This window comes from Pseudomonas baltica (genome assembly GCF_031880315.1).
GTDB lineage: Bacteria > Pseudomonadota > Gammaproteobacteria > Pseudomonadales > Pseudomonadaceae > Aquipseudomonas.
In genome coordinates this window covers 869,267-891,704 of the sequence record NZ_CP134771.1, presented here as the reverse complement: position 1 = coordinate 891,704, position 22,438 = coordinate 869,267, and the positions used below count along the sequence as shown (strand labels likewise).

Below are 22,438 nucleotides of genomic sequence, written 5' to 3'. Positions count from 1 at the left end.
AGGAAGGCGAGGCATTTAAGGTGAAAGTGCCTGATACAAGAACAACGGAGGGCCCAGCCCATGAATCAGAATATCGACGCTCTTGCTCGACAGATCCGTGAATCTGTCCAGGAAGATCCTGCCACTGGCGTTTTCCGCTGCCGCCGAGACATCTTCACCGATCAGCAGCTGTTCGACCTGGAGATGAAACACATCTTCGAAAGCGGCTGGGTGTACCTGGCGCACGAAAGCCAGGTACCAGATATCAACGACTACTTCACTACCTACATCGGCCGTCAGCCGGTGGTGGTGACCCGGGACAAGCAAGGCCAGCTGCACGGTCTGGTCAACGCCTGCGCCCACCGCGGCGCCATGCTTTGCCGACGCAAGCAAGGCAACAAGGGTTCGTTCACCTGCCCGTTCCATGGCTGGACGTTCAGCAATGCCGGCAAGCTACTCAAGGTCAAAGATGCCAAGACCGGCGCCTACCCTGACAGCTTCGACTGCGACGGCTCCCATGACCTTCGCCGGCTTGGTCGCTTCGAAAACTATCGTGGGTTTCTGTTCGGCAGCCTGAGCGAGGCGGTGCCCGAGCTGAGCGACTACCTGGGTGAAACCCGCACGATCATCGACCAGATGGTCGACCAAGCGCCCGAAGGCTTGGAAGTGTTGCGCGGCAGTTCGTCTTATATCTACGACGGCAACTGGAAGCTGCAGATCGAGAACGGTGCCGACGGCTACCACGTCAGTTCCGTGCACTGGAACTATTCGGCGACCATGGGTCGACGCAACTACGAGGCCGAGGGTACCCGTACCGTCGATGCCAATGGCTGGTCGAAGAGCCTGGGCGGGGTGTACGCCTTCGAGCACGGGCATATTCTGCTGTGGACCCGCTTGCTCAATCCCGAAGTACGTCCGGTGCATGCCCACCGTGAAGCCCTGGCCGAGCGCCTTGGGCAAGAGCGCGCGGACTTCATCGTCGACCAGACCCGCAACCTGTGCCTGTACCCCAACGTCTATCTCATGGACCAGTTTTCCACGCAGATCCGCGTGGTAAGACCGATTGCCGTGGACAAGACCGAGGTGACCATCTACTGCATGGCGCCAAAAGGCGAAAGCGACAAGGAGCGCGCCACCCGCATTCGGCAGTACGAGGACTTCTTCAACGTCAGCGGCATGGGGACGCCGGACGATCTGGAAGAGTTCCGCGCCTGCCAGACCGGCTACCAGGGTGCGACCACGTTGTGGAACGATCTGAGCCGTGGCGCGAAGCAGTGGGTAGAAGGCCCGGACGACAATGCCAAGGCCATGGGCATGCGTCCACAGCTCAGTGGCGTGAAGACCGAGGACGAGGGCCTGTTCGTGCGCCAGCATGCATTCTGGGCATCACGCCTGCTGACCGCGCTGGAGTCCGAGCATGCTGGCGTGATCACCACTGACAAGGAGGTTCAGCCATGAGTACCTCCCGTGACCTGCTGCTGGACTTTCTCTATCGCGAGGCGCGGTTGCTGGACGACCGTCAGTGGGATGAGTGGCTGCAATGCTATTCCCCGGACGTGGAGTTCTGGATGCCGGCCTGGGACGACCAGGACAGCCTCACCGAAGACCCGCACCGGGAAATCTCGCTGATCTACTACCCTAACCGCGATGGCTTGGAAGACCGGATATTCCGCATCAAGACAGAGCGCTCCAGCGCCAGTACACCAGAGCCACGCACTGCACACTTGATCGCCAACCTGGAAGTGCTGAGCGACGACGGCGCCACCGTCGAGCTGCGCTTCAATTGGCACACCCTCAGCCATCGCTACAAGACCACGGATTCGTATTTCGGCACCTCGTTCTATCGCCTGGACGTCAGCGGCGAACACCCGCTGATCACACGCAAGAAGATCGTGCTCAAGAACGACTACATCCATCAAGTCATCGACATTTACCACATCTGAGGGCAAAGCCATGACGTATTCGATTGCCTTGAACTTCGAGGATGGGGTCACCCGATTCATCGACTGCAAGCCGGGCGAAAAGGTGCTGGATGCAGCCTATCGCCAGCGTATCAATCTGCCCATGGACTGCTCCGATGGCGTATGCGGCACCTGCAAGTGCCACTGCGAAACGGGCGAATACGACCTGGGCGACGACTACATCGAAGATGCCCTGGCCGAGGATGAAGCCGAGCAGCGTCAGGTCCTCACTTGCCAGATGGTGGTGCAGTCCGATTGCGTGCTCAGCGTGCCGGTACCTTCCAGTGCCTGCAAGACGGGGACCACGCATTTCGGCGCGACGGTGTCGGGCATCGTTACCCATGCCGACGCCGCTGTGGAGGTCAGTTTCACCCTCGACCAGGCGCCTGTTTTTCTGCCGGGCCAGTACGTCAATATTGCCGTCCCTGGGGGCCAGCAGACGCGCTCGTATTCGTTCAGCAGCCGCCCCGGTGACACCCAGGCCAGCTTCCTGATCAAACAGGTGCCCGGAGGCCTCATGAGCAGCTGGCTGACCGCTGCCAGCGTCGGCGAGCAGGTCAGCATGACCGGCCCACTGGGCAGTTTTTACCTGCGCGCGGTCACTCGGCCTCTGCTGTTCCTGGCGGGCGGCACCGGTCTGGCGCCTTTTCTGGCCATGCTCGAAGTGCTCGCTGAAAAAGGCGAGACCCAGCAGATCTGCCTGATCTATGGCGTCACACGCGATCAGGATCTGGTGATGGTCGACGCCTTGAAGGGCTTCTCGGATCGCTTGCACAACTTCAGCTTCGTGACCTGTGTTGCCGACCCGGCCACTGCCCATTCGCGCCAAGGCTATGTCACCCAGCACATGTCTTCGGGCGCCCTGAATGACGGCGATGTCGATGTGTACCTGTGCGGCCCGCCACCGATGGTCGATGCCGTGCGCAAGTATTTCACCGAGCAGGGCGTGACCCCCGCCAGTTTTCATTACGAGAAATTCACCCCGAACGCCGTCGTAACCGGTGATGCCGCATAAGGAGGTTGATATGAGCTTACGTTTTACAGACAAAGTCGCGGTGGTCACCGGCGCTGCACAGGGCATAGGGCTTTGCGTGGTCGAGCGCCTGCTGGAGGAGGGCGCCTGGGTGGTCGCAGTGGACCGCTCCGAGCTGGTGCACGAGCTCAGCAGCGAGCGAGTGTTGACGCTCACCGCCGACCTCGAGCAGAGCACCGAATGCGGCGAGGTCATGGGCGCTGCCCATGGTCGATTCGGGCGTATCGATGTTCTGATCAACAACGTTGGCGGCACCATCTGGGTCAAGCCTTTCGAGCACTACCGCAGCGAAGAAATCGAGGCTGAGGTGCGTCGGTCATTGTTCCCGACACTGTGGTGTTGCCACGCCGTACTGCCCTACATGATTGAGCAGGGTAGCGGAGCGATCGTCAATGTTTCTTCTGTCGCGACTCGCGGGGTGAACCGGGTGCCTTACGGCGCTGCCAAGGGTGGGGTGAACGCTCTGACCGCCTGCTTGGCGTTCGAGACCGCCGAACGAGGCATCCGAGTCAATGCCACGGCGCCGGGCGGCACCGAGGCGCCACCACGACGCATCCCCCGCAACACCCAAGCGCCCAGCGCCGACGAACAACGGTGGTACCAGCAGATTGTCGACCAGACCGTCGATAGCAGCTTGATGAAGCGCTACGGCACGATCAACGAACAAGCGAGCGCCATTCTGTTTCTGGCCAGCGATGAGGCTTCCTACATCACCGGCGTCACGCTGCCGGTAGGGGGCGGAGATTTGGGCTGATCCGGCAGTCGGTCCTCAGGTTTGCTCATACCAACCCTAAATTCACGAGCGCATGAATACCAATGGCGGGGTTGCCAAAATCCACTTCGCGCTGGCCCATCCAGCATGAGATGTCAGCCTCGATGCAAAGCACTTCCATGGTGCATCGCAAAATGACCGGTCTTGTCGCTTTGCACCTCGTATTGTGGCTCGTCCTTGGACGCCGGGCGGTGCTTGCCCATGAAGTCCACATCTTGTTCATGAACCTTGGTCACCTTCCCGTGAATTTCGCCCGCCTCTGAATTCCACCGGACAGCGTCACCGACCTTAAAGGTATTGGCCATAATCTTTCTCTCAAGAATGCGAATGGGTGTCGGGGTGTAGGGGATAACTCATAGCTCACAGCTCACAGCTCACAGCTCATGCCGCTCGGCATCGCCACTAAGCGTGTGATGCGCAACTTGAATGTTTGGTTTCATATTTCGACATCACCAGAGTGACCTCCGCCAGCCGCTCCGCTCGCGCTATCGAAGACGTTGCCGCTGAGGAACTGAGAATGGCGGCGGCGATCATCGATGCTGCCGATCCAGCGCTGGAGGTTGCGCGTTTGTTGGGCATCAAGCGGCTTACCGGGGGGGCGCGTGAGCGTATCGAGCGTATTTTGCGGACCTGAAATGGCCCTTGAATGCTCGGGCTTTCCCACTAACGGCACTCAAAGGTAGTGCTATAGGCTGTATGAACAGTATAAGGAGGGTGGCGGTGAGGGGTAGAAGATGGGCGGTAGAATTCAAATGGCCGTGGATGTAGTCAGGTGCGCTACATCGATTTAACCGACACCAACTCCACGTATCTGTATTTCTTTCGTGCCGCCTTCGTGGCCTCTTGTTCTGCGAGGATGGTGCTCAGCGTGTCGGCCTCATGAATCAGTTCAAACATCTCACCTTCAAATTCATTTCCTACCCGCAAGGTGACTTTCAATCTGGGTGTGAATGCTTTGGATGCTTTCTTCTTAACCTGGGGTTTAGCCGTCGGCACAATCACGATATCCGCGACGGGCTCCTTCAGGGGTGGGGCGATGATTATCGGAGCGCAGACTTCTGCATGGCCGAAGAGGGCACGGCGCATCTCTTCTTCAGTTAATTCTGGATTCATGTGATGTCTCGGGAAGTTGGCGTTTGAGGCTGATGGCATTCTATCAGCACCGCTAGCGGCTGATCAGCAGAAAGAAAGCCATGCGTGGCATTCGAGACTGTTGTAAAGCATCTGGAGGGTTCGCAGCAATATCCAGCCATGCGTACAGTCAGGCCTGGCAACAGATTGCCCCCCATGGCCTGCCCGCCAACGGGATGCAACGAAAACGGTCGGGTGAAGCTGGAAAGGGCGCTCCGAAGAGCGCCCCATGGGTTTATTGCCCTGCGACAGCTTTGAGATCGGGCTTGTCAGAGCCACCAATAGCAATGCGTCGTGGCTTGGCCTCCTCTGGAACGGTGCGGAGCAACTCGATGCTCAGCAAGCCGTTGTTCAGCGCCGCTCCTCGGACTTCGATGTGATCCGCCAGGCGGAATGACAACCGAAATGCCCGCTGGGCAATGCCCTGATGAAGGTAGGTGACTGCCTTCTCGTTTTCACGTTTGCCGCCGGCAACCGTTAGAACACCTTTTTCGACTTGAATGTCGATGTCCTGCTCAGCAAGTCCAGCCGCGGCGATGACAATGCGATATTCATCATCACCATGTTTCTCGACATTGTGAGGGGGATAGGCATTGCCGGTCTCGCTACGAAGCGCCGACTCGAACAGGTCGTTGAAACGATCAAAGCCTACGGACTGACGGAACAGTGGTGCCAACGAAAGAGTAGTAGCCATTGCGAAATCTCCTGAGTTTTCTCCAAGTGATTCAAGACGCGACCCGTGTTCGGCATCGCGTAATAAAAATCTAGGATCGACCAAAAACGATTTCAAGAGCTCAGGCGAAATTATTTTTTGGCGGTGAAACTGGGGCTTCGACGGCCGATTGGTTTTGAATGTGTCAGGGTGCAGGCGGGTAGACCGCTCTGCAACGAGCTCAACAGGTGCCGGCTTCCATCGCAACGCCCGACCACGCTCGACTCTGGCTAGAACTGAGCGGGTAACCTCACCGAAAACGTCGTGCCTGCCCCGCTGCAGGACGTTACGTCCACCGTGCCTCCATGCGCCTTGGCTATTTCGCTGACGATGTAAAGCCCTAGCCCGACGCTTCTGACCACTTGGCCCACGCCCGTTCCGCGAGTCATGGGTGTAAACAATGTCGGCATCAAGGTGGTGGGTATAGGGTCACCCTGATTGTGCACGCTAATGACCAGTTCAGCGGCATCCAGACGGGCATTGACGGTAACCGGGGTATCAGCAGCGCCATAGGTCATGGCGTTCGAAATCAGGTTGCCCAGCAGCTGCGTGATTCTGTCGATATCCAGATGAAAGTGCCGGGCTGCATCAACGACCAGAATGATCTGCCTGCCGGGATTGGCGAATCGCAGCGCCTCCACAGCCATCTGCAGTACGTCTTTGACGACAACGTCAGCGGGATTGATCGACAGGCCCTGTCCTATCCGAGCCTGGGTGAAATCCAGCAGATCGTTGATCAGTCGTTGAGCCCTGTGCGTGGCCTCGCGGACGTGACCGAGCATGGTGATCTGGTCCGACGGTTGTCGGCTGGTCTCGATGCGCTGTGTCGCCATCGAGATGATCTGCAACGGATTACGCAAATCGTGACTGACGATGCCGATCATCTGTTCGGCGAATACCGCGCGGTCTTCCGCCATCATCCGTTGCAGGCTGACCTCGGTGATATCGTGGAGCACCCCGACAAACTGCAATAACGCCTGATTGGCGTCTGCCACGCCGCGGCCGGTGGCCAGCACGGTACGCGGGCTGCCGTCGACGCCGTTCAAGCGGTATACGCAGCGATAGGTATGACCGGGTGATTCCATGGCTGCTTGAAACAACTGTCGTTCTTGCGCGACGTCGGCGGGATCGATGAAACTGTTGTAGGCAGCCTCGGTGATAGGCTGCGGCGAGTTGAAGCCCAGCAATCGCGCCACACCGGGATCATAGCGGCGCTCCATGGTCTGCAGATCAACGTCCCACACGTACAACTGAGCGGACTCCAGCGCGATACGCAGCCGCGCATCGGCGACCGATAACTCCCGCTGCAGCACCAGATGCTCTTCAAGGGCCGATTCGGCCTGGCGTTTTGCGCCTTTGAGCTCCTGCTCGAACAGGTGCCGCTGGGCAATCACGATGGCCGAAATTTCGTCGTAGAGATGCCCGTCGTGCTCGCGCCGAGTAGCGTTCACCACCATCGGCACAAGGCGGCCATTGCTGGCTTTGAAGTCGAATTGAATCTCTGCCACCGACCGCTGCATTTCCAGCAGGGGGAGCCAGTGGGTCTGATGGAACATTCTGCCGCCGACGGTCAGCAGTTCCTGTATCCGACGCTTATTCACCAAGGCTTCGCTGCTGTAGCCCAGCCAGGTGCAGAAGGTTTGATTGACCTTGAGAATCAGCCCGGCTCGACTGGTGACCAACAGCGCGCATGAGGCATGGCGATAGAGCGTTTCTGCGTCCGGAATGAAGGCGTCGTCACCTGGCATCGCGGCGGGTGTCCACGTGCTGCTGGAGGAAGCCGTTCATCGCCGCGATGCAGGCATGCGGTGCGCTGAGGTGCGGGCAGTGTCCGGTGTTCTGTACGACCGCCAGATGCCCCTGCGCAAGCGTGTCGCGCAGATACTCGCCAACTTCCATAGGCGCGATGAAATCGTCCGAAGACTGGATGACCAGCGCCGGTTCGCTCAACCTGGCCACTTCGTCGCGCAGGTCGGACAAAAACGTCACCCGAGCGAAGCGCTTGGCGATTTCAGGGTCGGTGTTGCAGAAGCTGTTGGTCAATTCGATGCCGTGTTCGGGATGCTCCGGCGCTCCCATGATGGCTGGAGCCATAGCGCTCGACCAACCCAGGTAGTTGCTTTCGAGGGTCTCCAGCAGGGCGTCGATATCTTCTCGGGTAAAGCCGCCAAGGTAGCTACCGTCGTTGATATAGCAAGGGGAGGGGCCGATCATCACATGCGCCTGGATGAGGCCCGGGCGCAGATTGGCGGCGACCACACCCGCCATCGCGCTGACCGAATGCCCGACGAACACCACTGTACCCTCGCCGAACTCATCGATGATCTCGATGATGTCCTGGGCATAGCCCTCCATGGTGGCGTATTTGTCGATTTCGTAAGCGCCAAGATCAGAGTTGCCACATCCCACCAGATCGAAAAGTACCGTGCGCCAGCCCTCCCTGAAAGCAGGCTCGACGTACCGCCACATGTTCTGGTCGCAGCCAAAGCCATGCGCGAAGACCAGCGTTATCGGCCCGTGGCCGAAGACATGCACATTGTTGCGGGCTTGGACGGACATCATGCGATTCCTGATTCAGTGCGGGGCCAGCCCGCTTGGCTGGGTCAGTGTATCCAACAATTCTGTCGTCGTAATCCCAAGGCGCGTAAAACTTACTTGATGGAAACGCCTGTTGCGCAGGGCGACCAGCACCGTCTGACCCTGTTTGCTCATTCAGGGAGGCTCTGGAAATAAGGCCTGACATAGTAGCGCACGCCAGATCAGCGCGGGTCAGAGAGGCCAAGGTGTACGGGTGGTTCGGCGGTTGACGACTTTAGCTACCGAGCAGGCGAGGGCAAAGCCAGTAGCGGCCGCAGTGCGCTTGAGGAGGGGCGCGGGCAGGCTGAAGAATACCGCCACGGCACCGATGATCGCCAGATCGTGTCGATCATGCTGGCTCGTAGCGCGTGGGCAGAGGGGACGCCAGGACGATCAGTGCCGGCTGCGCAGCATGTTCTCGATCTGCCCGACCGAATCCTGGGTGCGCCTTGCGAGGTTGCGCACTTCATCGGCGACCACTGCAAAGCCGCGTCCCTGATCCCCGGCGCGTGCAGCTTCGATGGCGGCGTTGAGGGCGAGCAGGTTGGTTTGTTCGGCGACGCTCTTGATCACGCTGGCGACTTGGGAAATGTTCGCGTAGGTGTCGCGCATGCCGGCCTGTTCACGGTCGCGCAGGTCGATGGCGGCGCGCTCGTCGCTGATATCGCGAACCGCGCCGATCACCCGGATCAGCACACCTTTGTCGTCATAGAGGCAACGCCCGCGTTCGCGGAACCATAGGTCGCCACGGGTCTTGTGGCGCATGCGGTACTCGGTCATGTAAGGCTCGGTGTTGCCGGGAATGGCCAAGTGATCGCTGAGGACCTTGAGCGTGCGGTCCAGATCCTCGGGATGCAGCACGGCCATGAAGCTGTCCCAGTCGTCACCAAAATCCGCTGCCGTATGGCCGATGAGGGCCCGAAACTGATCCGACCAGCTGATCACGTTGGAGCCGTGATTGGCGTCGCCGTGATGGACCTGCAGGTCCCAGCAACCTTCGGTGAGGGTGCGTCGGCTCAGCTCCCAGATTCTGGCCTCGGCTTGTAGTCGAGTCAGCTGGTCTTCAAGTTCATGGCGCTCGTCAACGTTACGCTGCAACTGCTCGTGGAGGTCATTCACGTCGTGTTGATGCTGCGCCAGCTCGGCCTGCAGCAGCGCATATTGCTGGGCGGTGCAAGGCGGCACAGGCAGGGCGCGTATCTCGCGCTCCAGCGCCTCCAGCTGGCGCAAGCGTTCCGAGACCTGCGCCAGCACTTCGGGTATTTGCGGGACGACTGCCAGGCTAGCGCTGTCGTCATCGTCGATACGCTGGCCGGCCAACAATTGACGAAGCGCCTGGACGATGGTGCGCGCGAGTTGCGTGCGGCCTTTGAACCACCCCATTGATTACCCTCCTGCAGTCCGTACCCAATAGCGCGAGCGTTCGAATCGCGTGTTTTCGCCGAGCGGCGCCGGTGGTCAGTCCAGTTCCAGCACCTTGGCCAATTCGACGTAATCCAGGCTCCACAGGGTGCCGCCACCGAGCTTCTCGTTATGCTGCGAACGGAACCCGGTCAGCTGCTGGCCGCGTTTGCTCAGGGTGCGGGCCATTTCCAGCGGGACGGCGAACGGATAGGCCTCTTCCGGCACCAGCCAGCCTGGGCAGAAGGCCAGGGCCAGAGCACGACGCGGACGGTTGGAGACGTTGGCGCCGCCGCCATGCACGACCTTGCCGGAATACAGAAACGCGTCGCCTTTTTCCATGACCACCGGGATGGTCGGAGTGTTCTCGATGCGCTCGCGATCGTTGAAGTCGGGCCAGCTTTGGCTCCCGGGGATGATGCGCGTGGCGCCCATTTCTTCGGTGTACTCGGACAGCGCCACCAGGCAGTTGCACATGACCTCCGGGCCCGCTGGGCCGAGGCTGCGAAACACGGGGTAGTTTTCCAGGTCGCGGTGCAGGTATTGCAGTTTTTCGCCTGGCTGGATCTCGATGATCTGCGCGGCGTTCATCCAGTAGGCGTCACTGGTCTCGAGCATCATCGTGTCGATATACGAGAGCAGGATGTCGTGGTCGAGCATCTCTTCACGGAACGTCTTGCTGCGGCGGATCAACTGGGTCACGCGCTTGGTCTTCTTGCCGGTGAACTCCTGCATCCATTCCGGGCAGGTGCTGTTGCCCGAGGCCCAGTCGGCGACGATCGGGTCCATGTCGGCGTTGAACCGCTCGACCTGGGCGCTGAACAGGCCCTTGATGATCACGCCGCCGTCTTCGTCGATGATCTGCTTGACGATTGCCGGTGCGGTGCCTGCGGGCACTTCACGCAGTTGGGTCAGCGTGTGTTCTTGAGGTTGGATCTGGGTGGCGGGCATGAGGTTCTCCGGTCGTATGGGACGCTGCGCGGCTTGCGCAACGGCGCAAGGCATGGACCGATAGTAGGACCCGCGACAGGCCTCAAACAGGTGGATGGAGGCCATTTATCTGCGCTTTGACGGCCAGCTTTGCGATTGGCTGGCACGCACAGAAGTTTGGCCACCGCGAACCTGTCCGCAGTGCCTGCACGCCTGCAACATCGGCTGAAAAAGGGCCGGCGTGACGCCCGGTTCGCCCATTGCAGGAGATGCTCATGCGTAGCGATATCAGCTTCAAGACCACCGACGGCCTGACCCTCAAAGGTTGGCTCTATGTGCCGGCTGGCGCGGCTGGCCAGCACCCGGCGATTGTCATGGCCCACGGCTTTACTGCGGTCAAGGAACAGTACCTGGACCGTTATGCCGAGGTGTTCGCACAAAACGGTTTCGCGGTGCTGGTCTATGACAACCGCAACTTCGGCGCCAGTGAAGGCCTGCCGCGTCAGGAGGCCGACCCGCAATGGCAGGTGCGCGACTACCGCGACGCGATCACCTACGTCAGCAGCCTCGATAACATCGACGCCGCGCGTATTGGCGTGTGGGGCTCGAGCTACAGCGGCGGCCATGTGCTGCAAGTAGCGGCGTTCGATCGCCGGGTCAAGTGCGTGTCGTCCCAGGTGCCCGCCATCAGTGGCTCGGCCGATGTGCGCATGGCCGTGCGCCCCGATTTGATGCCGGGCCTGATCGAAGCCTTCGAGGCCGACCGTGCCGCCCGTTATGCCGGCGAGGTGCCGCTGCTGATGGAGGTAGTGGCGGAGGATGCAAAAGCCGATTGCGCCTTGTCCGGTCAGGACTGCTACGACTTCTTCACTCAGAGCGGCGACACCGTGGCTCCGGCCTGGCGCAACGAGGTGACGCTCAAGAGCATCGAGCTGCTCAACGAGTACGAACCCGGTTATGCCATCGATCGCATCAGCCCGACGCCGCTGCAGCTTATCGTCGCTCTCAAGGACACCGTCACCGTGCCGGATGCTGCGCTCAAGGCTTACGAGACAGCCTTGCAACCCAAGCATCTGGTACTGCTGAACTGTGGCCATTTCGATCCGTACCTGAGTGAATTCAAGGCCTCGAGCGGCGCCGCCGTCGAGTGGTTCAAGCGCCATCTGTAAGCCTCGTTCGTTTAAACCCCCGGTCTGCCCGCTGTACTCGTGACAGCTTCAAGGAACCCCACTATGTCCGCTGCAAAATGGCCCGAAAACCACAGTCAATCCAAAGCCCTCTACGACCGCGCGATCAAGGTCATGCCCGGCGGCATCACCCGCATTCTGCCGTGGCAGGAGCCGTTCCCGGTATATGCCGGCAGCGGCTCGGGGGCCTATGTCACTGACGTCGACGGCACCCGCCGGCTCGACCTGCTCAACAACTTCGCTTCGTTGATCCACGGCCATGCCCACCCGGCGATCGTCGCGGCGATCCAGGAGCAGGTCACCAAGGGCACGGCGTTCACCTTGCCCACCGAGCCCGAAGTCGCCTTGGCCGAAACCGTCTGCGAACGCGCCGAAAGCTTCGAGTGGATTCGCTTCTCCAACTCCGGTACCGAAGCGGTAATGTGCGCGATCAAGGCTGCGCGTGCGTTGACGGGGCGCTCGAAAATCGTCAAATGCGAAGGCGTCTACCACGGCTCGTATGACTATGCCGAAGTGAGCCTCGACTCGTCGCCGGAGAACTGGGGCGATGATCCCAAGTCCACCGGTTATTCAAAGGGCGTGCCCGAAGGCGTCAAGAACGACGTAGTGGTGATCCCGTTCAACGACGTCGAAGCCGCCGAGCGCATCATCCTCGCCAACCGCGACGCCATCGCCGCGATCCTGATCGATCCGGCGCCGAGCTACTTCGGTTTCGTCCCGGTAAGCCAGGCATTCATCCAGATGATCCGCCGCGTAGCGACCGAGATCGGTGCGGTGTTCATTCTCGATGAGGTCATTACCTTCCGCGTCCACCGTGGCGGCGCGCAGACGCGCTTCAACATCAAGCCGGACCTCACCGTGCTGGCGAAGATCATCGGTGGTGGCTTCCCGGTGGGCGCCGTGGCCGGTTTGCGTAAATTCATGCAGGTGTTCGATCACCGCGAGGGTAAACCGTTGCTGCCCTGGAGCGGCACGTTCACTGCCAACCCGATCACCATGACGGCCGGCAAGATCTGCCTCGACCTGTACACCCAGTCCGAGTCCGATCGCCTGGACGTGCTGGGTGATCGCCTGCGTGCAGGCGTCACCGAGGCGTTCGCCAAGGCCGGCTTCCCGGGGCAGGTGACGGGCTTCTCGTCGATGTTCATGGTGTTCGGTCATCAGCGTGAAATCACCGATTACCGCAGTGGCTATTCCAGCAAGGAAGAGTCAAAGTGGGTGACACGGTTGCAGCGCAACCTGGTGCTCGAGGGTTATCACATCGCCAAGACCGGCAAGGCGTTCCTGTCGACGGTGATGACCGAAGCGGACGTCGATGGCTTTATCGCCGCGACCGAGCGTGCGGCGCGTCAAGCGGTCAAGGAAGCAGCCGAGGGCTGAGGGTTCGGCAATGAAAGAAGCGGCGCTGCCATACGGTAGCGCCGCTTTTTTATGCGAAGCTTTTGCTCTTCAGCGATTTACTGCGCGGTATAGGCGCCATCTACCGTCAGCAGTGAACCGGTCATCCACTGGGCGTCTTCGCTGGCGAGGAAGGTCACCGCCTTGGCGACGTCCTGAACGTTGCCGATACGCGGCCAGGGCGTGAGGTTTTCGAGCAGGGTCTTGATCTCGGGATCGTCCAGCTCCTGGCGCACCATGGCCGTGGCGAGAAAGCCCGGGCACACGGCATTGACGTTGATCTTGTGCGCAGCGAAGTCCACCGCCAGTTGCCGGGTCAGGTTGTTGACCGCACCCTTGGACGCGCAATAGGACGCTTCCTGGGCCAGACCCACCAGGCCGCCGATCGAAGAGATATTGACGATCTTGCCGCGGGTGCCGGTATCGCTGACGTCCTGCTTCATCATCTGCGTGATCGCGAACTTGCAGCCCAGCCAGGTGCCTTTGGTGTTGACGTTCATGGTCAGGTCGTAATCGGCTTCGGTCTCTTCGACGATGGTCTTGAGTTCCACCGCTACGCCGGCGTTGTTGATCATGATGTCCAGGCGCCCGAAGCGCTCGACGGCGGCCGCTACGAGCCCTTCCATGTCAGCGTAGCGAGAGACGTCGGCCTTGACGAAGATGGCTTCGCCGCCGTTGTCACGGATCAGTTGGTCGGTATCGATGTGCAGATCGCTCTCGAAACCTTCCGGACGTGCGCTGCTCTTGAGGTCAGAGCACACCAGGCGCGCGCCTTCAGCCGCCAGCGCCAAGGCGATAGCGCGGCCATTGCCGGAACTGGAACCTGTGACAATGGCTATTTTATTGTTGAATCGCATTGAGTCGCCTCCATCGGCAAGCAGGGGTTGAGCAGAGGGAAATGCCCTCGTGCCAGGTATCTCGCCCAGAAGTCTAAAAAGCTGCCGCGGGCGTTAACAGGTGCGAAACGGACAGCGCGTAGACGCTATCGGAAATACCGAAAAGGTCGTCGGGCGAAGTGAAGTTGGCCGCTGGCAACCTGTTGAGCAGAGGCCCGGCGGCGTTAGCCTTGAGGCAGTTCCGTTCTGTTTCGAGGCCCTGAAACCATGTCCCATCCCGCAGACCATTCACTTAAACGCGACACCCTGGACACCAAGGATCTGGTGCTGCTGGTGCTGGCCGCGGTCGCGCCCATGGGCATCGTGGTGTCGCTGACCACGCTGTCCATCGCCTTGGGCACAGGCGCCGGCACACCGGGTACCTACATTGTCGCGGCGTTGATCTTTTCGGTGTTCGCCGTGGGCTATCTGAAGATGAGCCAGCGCATCACCAATGCCGGAGCGTTTTATGCGTATATCAGCGCCGGCTTCGGCGAGCGGGCAGGGCGCATCGCTGCATGGCTGGCGGTGATGACCTACAACGCGATCACCATCGGCACCTTCGGCAGCCTGTCGTTCTTCAGCAGCCTGGTGCTCAAGGACCTGACCGGCGTCGACATCGGCTGGCAGTGGTTCGGCGTGTTATGGCTGGCTGCGACCCTGGTACTGGGGTACCTGGATGTCGGTGCAAGCGCCAAGGTGCTGGCCATCGCCCTGTTGCTGGAGGTGATCAGCCTGTTCGCCTTCGACCTGGCGGTGCTCTGGGACAAAGGCTTTCACGGTTTCTCGCTGGAGGTGTTCAATCCCTCGCTGGTGCTGGGCAGCGGTGCCGGCCTGAGCCTGATTCTCGGGCTGGGCTCGTTCATCGGTTTCGAGGCGACGGTGATCTACGGCGAGGAGGCCCGCGATGCCCGGCGTACAGTGTCGCGCGCGACCTATATCGCCATTGCGCTGATCGCGGTGTTCTATCTGACTACCACCTGGGCAATGGTCTCTGCGGTGGGTGTCGAGCAAGCCAAGGCAACGGCGGCCGCGGATCCTGCGTCATTCCTGTTCATCATCAACACGCAATACGTTGGCACCCTGGCAACGCAAGTCATGCAGGTGCTGGTGATCACCAGCCTGTTCGCCGGCTTCCTGGCCTTGCACATGAGCGCAGCGCGTTATCACTTTTCGCTGGCGCGCAGCGGCATCCTGCCGGCCTGGATGGGCAAGACTCATCCCAAATATCATTCGCCGTTCAACGGCACGGTGGTGCAGCTGGCACTGGTGGCTGGCGTGACCCTGGCCTTTGTCGCCGCGGGTCAGCACCCGTATCTGCAGATGGGCGTGGCGCTGTTCGGCATGGGCGTGCTGGGTATCGTGTTGTTGCAGTGTCTGACCAGCTTTGCGGTGTTTCGCTATTTTCAGCGCGAGCGTCTTGGCGAGCCGCTATGGAGCACAGCGGTCGCGCCGTTGCTGGGTGGGCTGAGCATGCTGGTGGCCTTCCTGCTGATGATCGACAACTATGCGGTGATGACGGGCAGTGATCAGTGGTGGGTCAATCATCTGCCGCTGGTGTTTGTGCTGGCGCCGGTGCTGGGGTTGGCCGGTTCGATGGCGGCGGGCAAAGCGCAGGTAGCGTAGTCCTGATCGTTGAGGTACCTGAGGCGGCGAAGGCGCCGTCAACGTCAGCGCGAAACCTGGGTGCACGCAGCGATAAACCCTGCCGCCTCGGCCAGCAGCCGTTGTCCGCTTTCGATCTTGCCGGCGCTGGTCATCACCCCGTGAGCATGGCGGGGCAGGTGGTGATGCACCACTGCCGTACCCGCGCTGGCCGCCGCCGCGGCATAGGCGATGCCCTCATCCGCCAGCGGATCATGTCCCGCCGTGAGGATGAACAGATCCGGCTGCGTGCGGCCTTCGGCATGCAGCAACGGCGATAGCCGCGCGTCGCTCAGGTCCTGACCCGCAGGCACATACTGCTCGCGGAACCAGTACATAGACTTGGCCGTCAGCGAGAAACCCTCGGTGATCCGTTGATACGACCCCAGGCTGGCGGTCAGGTCAGTGACTGGATAGAACAGCACCTGCGCCTTGAAGGCGACCCCCTCGACCTGATACGCCGGGTGATTGGCCAATACCGTGGCCATGTTGCCGCCGGCGCTGTCGCCGGCCACCACGGCGTTCTCCAGATCCAGTCGCAGGGCGCTGGCGTTGTCACGCACGAACCGCAGCGCCGCCAGGCAATCGTCCAGCGGCACCGGAAAGGGATGTTCCGGCGCCAGGCGATAATCCACCGCCACCACACTGGCCCCGGACTGGTTGGCCAGGCGGCGGCAGAGGCTGTCGTGGCTGTCGAGGTTGCCGATCACCCAGCCGCCGCCATGGATGAACAACACCCAAGGGGTCAGTGCGTCGGCAGCGCTGCCCGCCGGGCGATACAGGCGCAGGGCGGCGCTGCCCTGGGCGACTGGATACGCCAGAGTATCGACCTTGGCGACTGCTTCCGAGGCCAGGCCATTGGCGGCGCAGGCCTTGAGGTAGTTGGCGCGGGCATCCGCCAGGGGCACGTCCGTGAAGGATACCTCGCCGTTGTCGCGAAACGCGCGGACCAGGTCCACCGCATCGGCGGCGACCTGTTCCAGTGCTATGCGTTGACTCATGAGACGACCTCGTTGTGGATACCCAACAGATGGTAGTCGCTCGCGCGCCAGTCGGTGGCCAGGGCGCGGTATTCATCCACGGTGCCTGACCAGTTGTTGATCACCTTGCCGGCGGCATTCTTGTACCAGCTGGAGCAGTCGGAGGAGAACGCCGAGGACTGCATGTTGGTCTGCAGCGCGTCATTGTAGGCGCTGAAGGCTTCTTCGGTGACGTCCAGCGCTGGTGTTTCAAGGCGCTGCACGGCCTGGATGATGTAGCGCTGCTGGATTTCCAGCATGGTGATGATCGAGTTGTGGTTCAGGTTGGTGTTCGGGCCATAGATCATGAACAGGTTAGGGAAGCCCGGCACCGTCATGCCCAGGTAAGCTTCGGCACCGTCCTGCCAGCGCTGGTGCAGGGTCTGGCCGTTGCGGCCGATTACCTGCAGGTCGCCCTGGAAGGCCTGACTCTCGAAGCCGGTGCCGAAGATCACCACGTCGAATTCATGCAAGGTGCCGTTCTTGTCGACGATGCCCTCGGGCACGAAGTGATCCACAGCAGTGGTCTCGAGGCTGACGTTGCTGCGCATCAGCGCCGGGTAATAATCGTCGGAGCGCAGGATACGCTTGCAGGCGAACTCGTAGTCGGGAGTCAGCTTGGCGCGCAGATCGGCGTCCGGCACCTGGGCGGCAAGGTGACCGCTGGCCATCTTGATGCCTTCCTGCTGCGCGTCGGTGCCGTGGCGGGTGCGGGCAAAACCGTTCTCGCGAAACGCGTGCAGGTCACGGCGGCTTTCGTGGAACAGCTCGGGTCTGGCACTGTAGGCGTCAAGCTGTTCCTGGCTGAAGACGATCTGGTTGCGCGGCATGATCCAGTTGGCGCTGCGCTGGAACACCGTCAGCTGCGCCGCCTCCTTGGCGACTTCCGGCACGTACTGCACGGCGCTGGCGGCGGCGCCGATGCTGGCGACTTTCTTGTCGGCCAGTTGCGCATCGGCCGGCCATTGTGCGGAGTGGAAGTACTGCCCGGCGAAGCTGTCCAGGCCCTTGAAGGCGGGAATCGCCGGCTTGTTCAGCTGGCCCCAGGCGGGGACGAAGAAGCGCCCTTGCAGGTGCGAGCCGTCGGCCAGGGTGAAGCCCCAGCGCTGAGCGTCCTCATCCCAGCGCGCCTCGGTCAGCTCGCTGTCGAGCCGCACGTGGGGCAGCACCTCGTAATGGGCGGCCAGGGCGTCCATGTAGCGCAACAGCTCGTTGCGGTCGGCGTACATCTTGCTGACCCGCAGGTGCGGGAAGAAGCTGTAGCAGTACAGGTGTGATTCGGTGTCGCAGGCGGCGCCGGGGTAAGCGTTGTCGCGCCACACGCCGCCGATGCGATTGCCGCGCTCGAGCACGATGAAGTTGTCGATGCCCTGCATTTTCAGCTGGGCGGCCATGCCCAGGCCGCCGAAGCCGGCACCCAGGATAACGATGTCGTAGTTCGATTGTGCTGCGTTCAACATGAGCTTTGTCCTTGTTTTTAGACGCTGGAAGAAGGCGACGCGCCTGGATTAGAAGGCGGCCTGGTAGAGCGCCAGCGCATCGGCTTCGCGCAGCTCCACGGGGTTGTTCTGCAGCAGGCGCTCCTGCTTCATGGCATCGCTGGCCAGCAGCGCCAGGCTGTCCTCGGTGACCTTGACGTCGCGCAGGCGGCGCGGGGCGCCCGAGCGATTCATCAGGTCATCCATGAATGCCACGAAGCCTGTCGCGCGGTCAGTGACGGTAGCCTCGCTGGGGCCCAGCAGCACGTCGGCCAGCTCGGCATACAGCGGCGCGGCAGCGCTGAGGTTGAAGCGCAACACCGGGCCCAGCATCAGCGCATTGGAGAGGCCGTGGGGGATGTGGTAATGGCCGCCCAGAGGATAGGCCAAGGCATGCACGGCGGCGACCGGCGCGTTGGCGAAGGCCTGGCCGGCCAGGGTCGCGCCCAGCAGCATGGCTTCGCGTGCCTGGCGATTGCTGCCGTCTTCGCAGGCGGCCACCAGGTTGCTCGCCAGTAGTCGCAGCGCTTCACGGGCGAGGGCGTCGGAAAGCGGATTCTTGCGGTGGCGGCTGGTGTAGGCCTCGATGGCGTGCACCATGGCGTCGATGCCGGTGGCAGCGGTGATCAGCGGCGGCAGGCCGACGGTGAGCTCGGCATCGAGGATGACTTTATCAGCGTACAACTGCTGCGCCACGACCCCCATCTTGGTGGTTTCGCCGGTGGTCAGGATGGTGATGTTGGTGACCTCCGAACCGGTGCCCGCCGTGGTCGGGATCTGCACCAGCGGCAAGCGGCTGCCCTTGACCTTGCCGATGCCATAGAGGTCGGCCAACTGCTGACTCGAAGGGATCAGCACGGCGGCGAGCTTGGCGATGTCCATGGATGACCCGCCGCCCAGGCCCAGCACCAGGTCGACCTTGGCGGCGCGCGCCTGGCCTACGCAATCGTGCAGCACCGACTCGGGCGGATCGGCGACCACGTCGTCGAAGATGCTCAGGGTGAAGCCGGCCTGCTGCAGCGAGGCCTTGGCGGCATCCAGCAGGCCGTTGGTGTGCAGAAACTTGTCGGTGACGATCAGCAGGTTTCGCGACTCGGTCCAGCTCCCGAGGATTTCTCCGAAGCGCCGTGCAGCGCCCCACTCGGCGACGATGGAGGCGACAGTGTCGAAGGTGAACGGCTTGAAGCTACTCATGGGCTCGGTTCCATTGCAGACAGAAGAGGTGATGACCGGCGTGTGCGTTACACCGAATAACGCGACAAGGTCTCGCCGCCATCGATGCGTATCAGGTCGCCATGAATATAGCTGGAGCGATCCGAGGCCAGGAACACCGCCAGGTCGGCGACGTCATCGATTTCGCCCCAGCGCTTGAGCGGGATGGTTTCAGCAAAATCATCGACGTAGCCCGGCTGCTCCATCAGGGCGCGGGTGAGGGCGGTCTTGGCATAGGTCGGGCAGATACCGTTGACGCGGATGCCCTGATGGCCGTATTCGATGGCCAGGCAGCGGGTCATGTTGGCCTGGGCCGCCTTGGAGATGTTGTACACCGACTGCCAGGGATGGCCGCCCAATCCGGCGGTGGACACCAGATTGATGATGTTGCCGCCCCCTCCCTGAGCGAGGAACGCGGTCACTGCCGCCTGGGCGCCAAAGAAGGTGCCTTTGACGTTGACGTTCAGGCACAGGTCGAGTTCTTCCTCGCTGAATTCATGAATCAGTTTGCCGTCACGGTAGACGCCGGCGTTGTTGATCATCACGTCGATGCGGCCAAACCGCTCGGTCGCGGCTTGCACCAGATGGGTCAGGTCATCGCGGCGGGTCACGTCGCACTGTTGAAAAAGGGCCTGGCCGCCGCGCTGGCCGATCAGTTGGCTGGTGGTCAGTTCAGGCTGTTCGTCAAAGCCCTTGGGGTTGCTGGCTTCGCTGATATCGCCGATCACCAGGTGGGCGCCTTCTTCGGCGAGCTTGAGGGCGATGCCGCGGCCCAGACCGGTGCTCGCGCCCGTGATCACCACGACTTTGCCTGCCAGTTTCATGTCCATCGATGTGTTCCTTGTAGGGAGTGATGCGTGAGAGGGGCTGCGCAGCCCACACACTTCAGCCGGCCGCCGCCATGCTCTGCTCGGCCCGTGCGCCCAGCGAGTGCAGTGGCTGGCCGCCGGTGCTCTTGCCATGGCCGAAGCGCAAGGCGTATTTGCCGCCGTTGTTGAGCACCCGGTACTCGCGCGGCGAGCGCCCGGTCCAGCGCTTGAAGGCGTGGCGGAAGTTGGCTGCGTCGCTGTAGTTCAGCTGTTCGGAGATGGCCTCGGTGGTCATCGGCGTGTTGAGCAGATAACGAATCGCCAGCTTCTTGCGCACTTCCACTAGCAGGGCGTTGTACGAAGTGCCCAACGCATCCAGGCGTCGGCGCAGGGTGCGCGGCGACAGGTGCAGGCGATCGGCGATATCCGACAGCGAGGCGATGCAGTGGCCCGAGCCGAGCAGCAAATTCTGCACTTGATAGCTGAGGTCGTACTTCTGGATGACTTCACGCAGTTGCGCCTGGCAAGTCGCTTTGCAGCTGGCATGGGTGATGCCGTTGGCCTGGGCCAGCTTCGCGTCGAGCCAGTGCCCGGCAAAGCGGATGGCGGTGCGCGGGCAGTTGAAGCGCACGTCGATCCCCAGGCTTTCGCCCACGCGGGCCTGTTCCTCTGCCGGAGCGTCGATGGCCAGGTCGATGCCTTCGCACATGAAACTCAGGCCGAGGAGGTCCTGTAGCAGGGTGATGAGCTTGGAGATTTCCAGGTAATACCAGAAGCCCTCCTGGTTGTCGTTCAGGCCGTACTGATCGCTGAGCTCCAGGCGGGCGCTGTCGTCATCGTCATTGATGTGCAGGCCGAGTTTGAAGTTCATCAGCAGCCCGAACTGTGCCGCGACGGTCAGGGCTTCACGCAGGGTGGCGCTGCTGAGCAGGGCGAAGCCGACGATGCCGTAGGAGGTGAGGTGCAGACGTTTGCCCACTTCCAGGCCCAGCAGCGGATTGTTGCAGCTGCGATTCAAGGCGGTATGGATCAGCGCATGCTGATTGAGCGAAATTCTGCCCTGGGGGTTGTGCAGTTGCGCGAGGGTCAGGCCCCCGGCCGCGAGGCACAGGCCGAGCTGTTGCTCGTCACAGCCGCTGACATTCATGGCGGCGAGGATTTCCGCAGTGGAGAAAATCTTGTCGTCGCAGGTTACAGGTGTGGTGTCGATCAGTCCCATCATGCAGCCCTCACAGCGATAATCACGCAACTGGATCGCGCAGCGAGGCGCAATCGAAAGGAGATATCCGCATCGAATTCAACCTGGAGAAACGCATTCCAGATTCGACGCATTGGCTTGGGCAGGCCGGGGAACTCCGGGTACGAGCAAGGCATCGATGTGAGATGCCGCGCCGATACGGGCGGATAGATTGAATACAGCAAAAAAGGGTGTTTCTTCACGCTGCCGGGCAGCGCTTTCACAACGGGTCTTTGACCTCATTTTTATCTCCTGACCTTTCGGGTCCGGCATGCGGAACCCTGTTTTTGTTGGTCTATCAGGTAGGGATTGCGCTTGCACGCAGGACCTTGGGGAGCGCATGGCGATCAACTAGGTCGTGTGACCGATTAAATACGGTCATATGACCTAGGTCAAGTGACGGATGAGCGAATTGTTTAAAAAAACTACATCGGGGAGGGGGTGTTCGAGGTGTCGTGAGGGGGGCAAAAGCTGCGCCGCCGCACGCGCAACCCCGGCGGCGAAGACGGATCGCAGATCAGCACACCGCCCGGGATGGCTGGTGTTCCAATGTCGCGCCACAATCGCTGCCCAGATAGGTCAGTGAGGCACCGAGGCTGAGGCACAACGGCTTGAGACGCTCATACACGCGTCGCGGGCCGGCGCACACCAATTCGCAGTCGCTTTGACCGATGCTTTCGGCCTGACCATTGAGGCTGATTTCCAGATAGTCGATGTGCTCGCTGCGGGCCCACTCGCCCATGGAGCGCGCCGAGGAGGCCGGGCGTGTCTGGGCGGTGTTGAAGCTGATCAGCGCCTTGCCGTGCAGGCCGAAAGTGGTTTGCGGACTGCACAGCCGCGCGCTCATCAGCAGTTGGTCGGGGAAGCAGGTGATCACGATATCGCTGCTGTCGACCGCCTGTTCGAGGTTGCGCAGCAAGGTAAAGCCTTCGCACGGCGCTACCAGGTTGTTGCGCAGAGGGTCCAACCCGGCCACTGCGAAGCCCTGCTGCGCCAGCGTGCGGGCAATGTTGCTGCCGAAGGGGTCGAGGCCGATGATGGCGACGCGCTGAGGGTGAAGCGGGCGGGCTACAGTGGTCATGA

Annotated in this window: 20 protein-coding genes and 2 pseudogenes; 7 read left to right on the top strand and 15 right to left on the bottom strand. The window is 61.4% G+C overall.

The annotated features are described in order from the left end of the window. Positions 1–60: 60 nt before the first annotated feature. Genes REH34_RS03935 through REH34_RS03920 form a run of 4 tightly spaced genes read left to right on the top strand, consistent with a single transcriptional unit; the run spans position 61 to position 3,727 of the window. Entirely contained in the window at positions 61–1,437 is a 1,377-nt protein-coding gene (locus REH34_RS03935) for a Rieske 2Fe-2S domain-containing protein (protein WP_311970848.1), read from the top strand. Then, positions 1,434–1,922: a benzoate 1,2-dioxygenase small subunit gene (benB, locus tag REH34_RS03930; protein WP_311970847.1), complete on the top strand. Its 489-nt coding sequence runs from the start codon at positions 1,434–1,436 to the stop codon at positions 1,920–1,922. Before REH34_RS03935 ends, benB begins: the two co-directional genes overlap by 4 nt. A 10-nt stretch (positions 1,923–1,932) precedes the next feature. Further along, entirely contained in the window at positions 1,933–2,955 is a 1,023-nt protein-coding gene (benC, locus tag REH34_RS03925) for a benzoate 1,2-dioxygenase electron transfer component BenC (protein WP_311970846.1), read from the top strand. A gap of 10 nt (positions 2,956–2,965) precedes the next feature. After that, on the top strand, positions 2,966–3,727 hold the full coding sequence (locus tag REH34_RS03920; RefSeq protein WP_311970845.1) for a 1,6-dihydroxycyclohexa-2,4-diene-1-carboxylate dehydrogenase: 762 nt from the start codon (positions 2,966–2,968) through the stop codon (positions 3,725–3,727). 113 nt (positions 3,728–3,840) lie between these two features. Here the strand turns inward: REH34_RS03920 and REH34_RS03915 are convergent, their stop codons facing one another. From REH34_RS03915 to REH34_RS03880, 8 genes and pseudogenes are all read right to left on the bottom strand, one after another. Then, positions 3,841–4,050 (bottom strand): DUF2945 domain-containing protein, encoded by a 210-nt coding sequence (locus REH34_RS03915; RefSeq protein ID WP_226506909.1) that lies wholly within the window; start codon positions 4,048–4,050, stop codon positions 3,841–3,843. Between the two features lie 472 nt (positions 4,051–4,522). Next, positions 4,523–4,858 carry a hypothetical protein gene (locus REH34_RS03910; RefSeq protein WP_311970844.1) on the bottom strand — a complete coding sequence of 112 codons (336 nt, stop codon included), beginning with the start codon at positions 4,856–4,858 and terminating at the stop codon, positions 4,523–4,525. Between the two features lie 253 nt (positions 4,859–5,111). Further along, the gene (locus tag REH34_RS03905) at positions 5,112–5,570 is read right to left on the bottom strand and encodes an Hsp20 family protein (RefSeq protein ID WP_226506907.1); all 459 of its coding nucleotides are present in this window, start codon (positions 5,568–5,570) and stop codon (positions 5,112–5,114) included. 248 nt (positions 5,571–5,818) lie between these two features. Further along, positions 5,819–7,336: a PAS domain-containing sensor histidine kinase gene (locus REH34_RS03900; RefSeq protein ID WP_311970843.1), complete on the bottom strand. Its 1,518-nt coding sequence runs from the start codon at positions 7,334–7,336 to the stop codon at positions 5,819–5,821. Further along, positions 7,326–8,147, bottom strand: a complete 822-nt coding sequence (locus REH34_RS03895; RefSeq protein ID WP_311970842.1) for an alpha/beta hydrolase — start codon at positions 8,145–8,147, stop codon at positions 7,326–7,328. Before REH34_RS03895 ends, REH34_RS03900 begins: the two co-directional genes overlap by 11 nt. Before the next feature lie 426 nt (positions 8,148–8,573). Next, a pseudogene (locus REH34_RS03890) lies at positions 8,574–8,849 on the bottom strand (methyl-accepting chemotaxis protein); the annotation flags it as partial. Then, positions 8,826–9,548 (bottom strand): annotated as a pseudogene (locus REH34_RS03885) (PAS domain-containing protein); the annotation flags it as partial. The pseudogenes REH34_RS03890 and REH34_RS03885, both read right to left, overlap by 24 nt. A gap of 75 nt (positions 9,549–9,623) precedes the next feature. Continuing rightward, positions 9,624–10,517 carry a phytanoyl-CoA dioxygenase family protein gene (locus REH34_RS03880; RefSeq protein WP_311970841.1) on the bottom strand — a complete coding sequence of 298 codons (894 nt, stop codon included), beginning with the start codon at positions 10,515–10,517 and terminating at the stop codon, positions 9,624–9,626. Positions 10,518–10,771: 254 nt separating this feature from the next. Here REH34_RS03880 and REH34_RS03875 point away from each other — a divergent pair, with 254 nt between their 5' ends. After that, complete coding sequence (locus REH34_RS03875) at positions 10,772–11,665, top strand: alpha/beta hydrolase (protein ID WP_311970840.1); 894 nt, start codon at positions 10,772–10,774, stop codon at positions 11,663–11,665. Positions 11,666–11,728: 63 nt separating this feature from the next. Then, positions 11,729–13,063 carry an aspartate aminotransferase family protein gene (locus REH34_RS03870; protein WP_311970839.1) on the top strand — a complete coding sequence of 445 codons (1,335 nt, stop codon included), beginning with the start codon at positions 11,729–11,731 and terminating at the stop codon, positions 13,061–13,063. A 77-nt stretch (positions 13,064–13,140) separates the two neighbouring features. Here the strand turns inward: REH34_RS03870 and REH34_RS03865 are convergent, their stop codons facing one another. Next, on the bottom strand, positions 13,141–13,938 hold the full coding sequence (locus REH34_RS03865) for a glucose 1-dehydrogenase (RefSeq protein WP_311970838.1): 798 nt from the start codon (positions 13,936–13,938) through the stop codon (positions 13,141–13,143). A 246-nt stretch (positions 13,939–14,184) separates the two neighbouring features. On the opposite strand from REH34_RS03865, the gene REH34_RS03860 reads away from it, so the two are divergent. Continuing rightward, positions 14,185–15,582: an APC family permease gene (locus tag REH34_RS03860; protein ID WP_311970837.1), complete on the top strand. Its 1,398-nt coding sequence runs from the start codon at positions 14,185–14,187 to the stop codon at positions 15,580–15,582. A gap of 44 nt (positions 15,583–15,626) precedes the next feature. Here the strand turns inward: REH34_RS03860 and REH34_RS03855 are convergent, their stop codons facing one another. From REH34_RS03855 to REH34_RS03830, 6 genes are all read right to left on the bottom strand, one after another. Next, positions 15,627–16,601 carry an alpha/beta hydrolase gene (locus REH34_RS03855; RefSeq protein WP_311970836.1) on the bottom strand — a complete coding sequence of 325 codons (975 nt, stop codon included), beginning with the start codon at positions 16,599–16,601 and terminating at the stop codon, positions 15,627–15,629. Then, positions 16,598–18,079 (bottom strand): NAD(P)/FAD-dependent oxidoreductase, encoded by a 1,482-nt coding sequence (locus tag REH34_RS03850; RefSeq protein ID WP_311970835.1) that lies wholly within the window; start codon positions 18,077–18,079, stop codon positions 16,598–16,600. The genes REH34_RS03855 and REH34_RS03850 overlap by 4 nt, the downstream gene beginning before the upstream one ends. Before the next feature lie 48 nt (positions 18,080–18,127). Further along, a complete protein-coding gene (locus tag REH34_RS03845; RefSeq protein WP_311970834.1) occupies positions 18,128–19,291 on the bottom strand; it encodes an iron-containing alcohol dehydrogenase in 1,164 nt (387 codons plus the stop codon). 47 nt (positions 19,292–19,338) lie between these two features. Further along, entirely contained in the window at positions 19,339–20,139 is an 801-nt protein-coding gene (locus tag REH34_RS03840; protein WP_311970833.1) for an SDR family oxidoreductase, read from the bottom strand. 55 nt (positions 20,140–20,194) lie between these two features. Continuing rightward, complete coding sequence (locus REH34_RS03835) at positions 20,195–21,340, bottom strand: AraC family transcriptional regulator (RefSeq protein WP_311970832.1); 1,146 nt, start codon at positions 21,338–21,340, stop codon at positions 20,195–20,197. A 532-nt stretch (positions 21,341–21,872) separates the two neighbouring features. Further along, a complete protein-coding gene (locus REH34_RS03830) occupies positions 21,873–22,436 on the bottom strand; it encodes an NAD(P)-binding domain-containing protein (protein ID WP_311970831.1) in 564 nt (187 codons plus the stop codon). Positions 22,437–22,438: the final 2 nt, after the last annotated feature.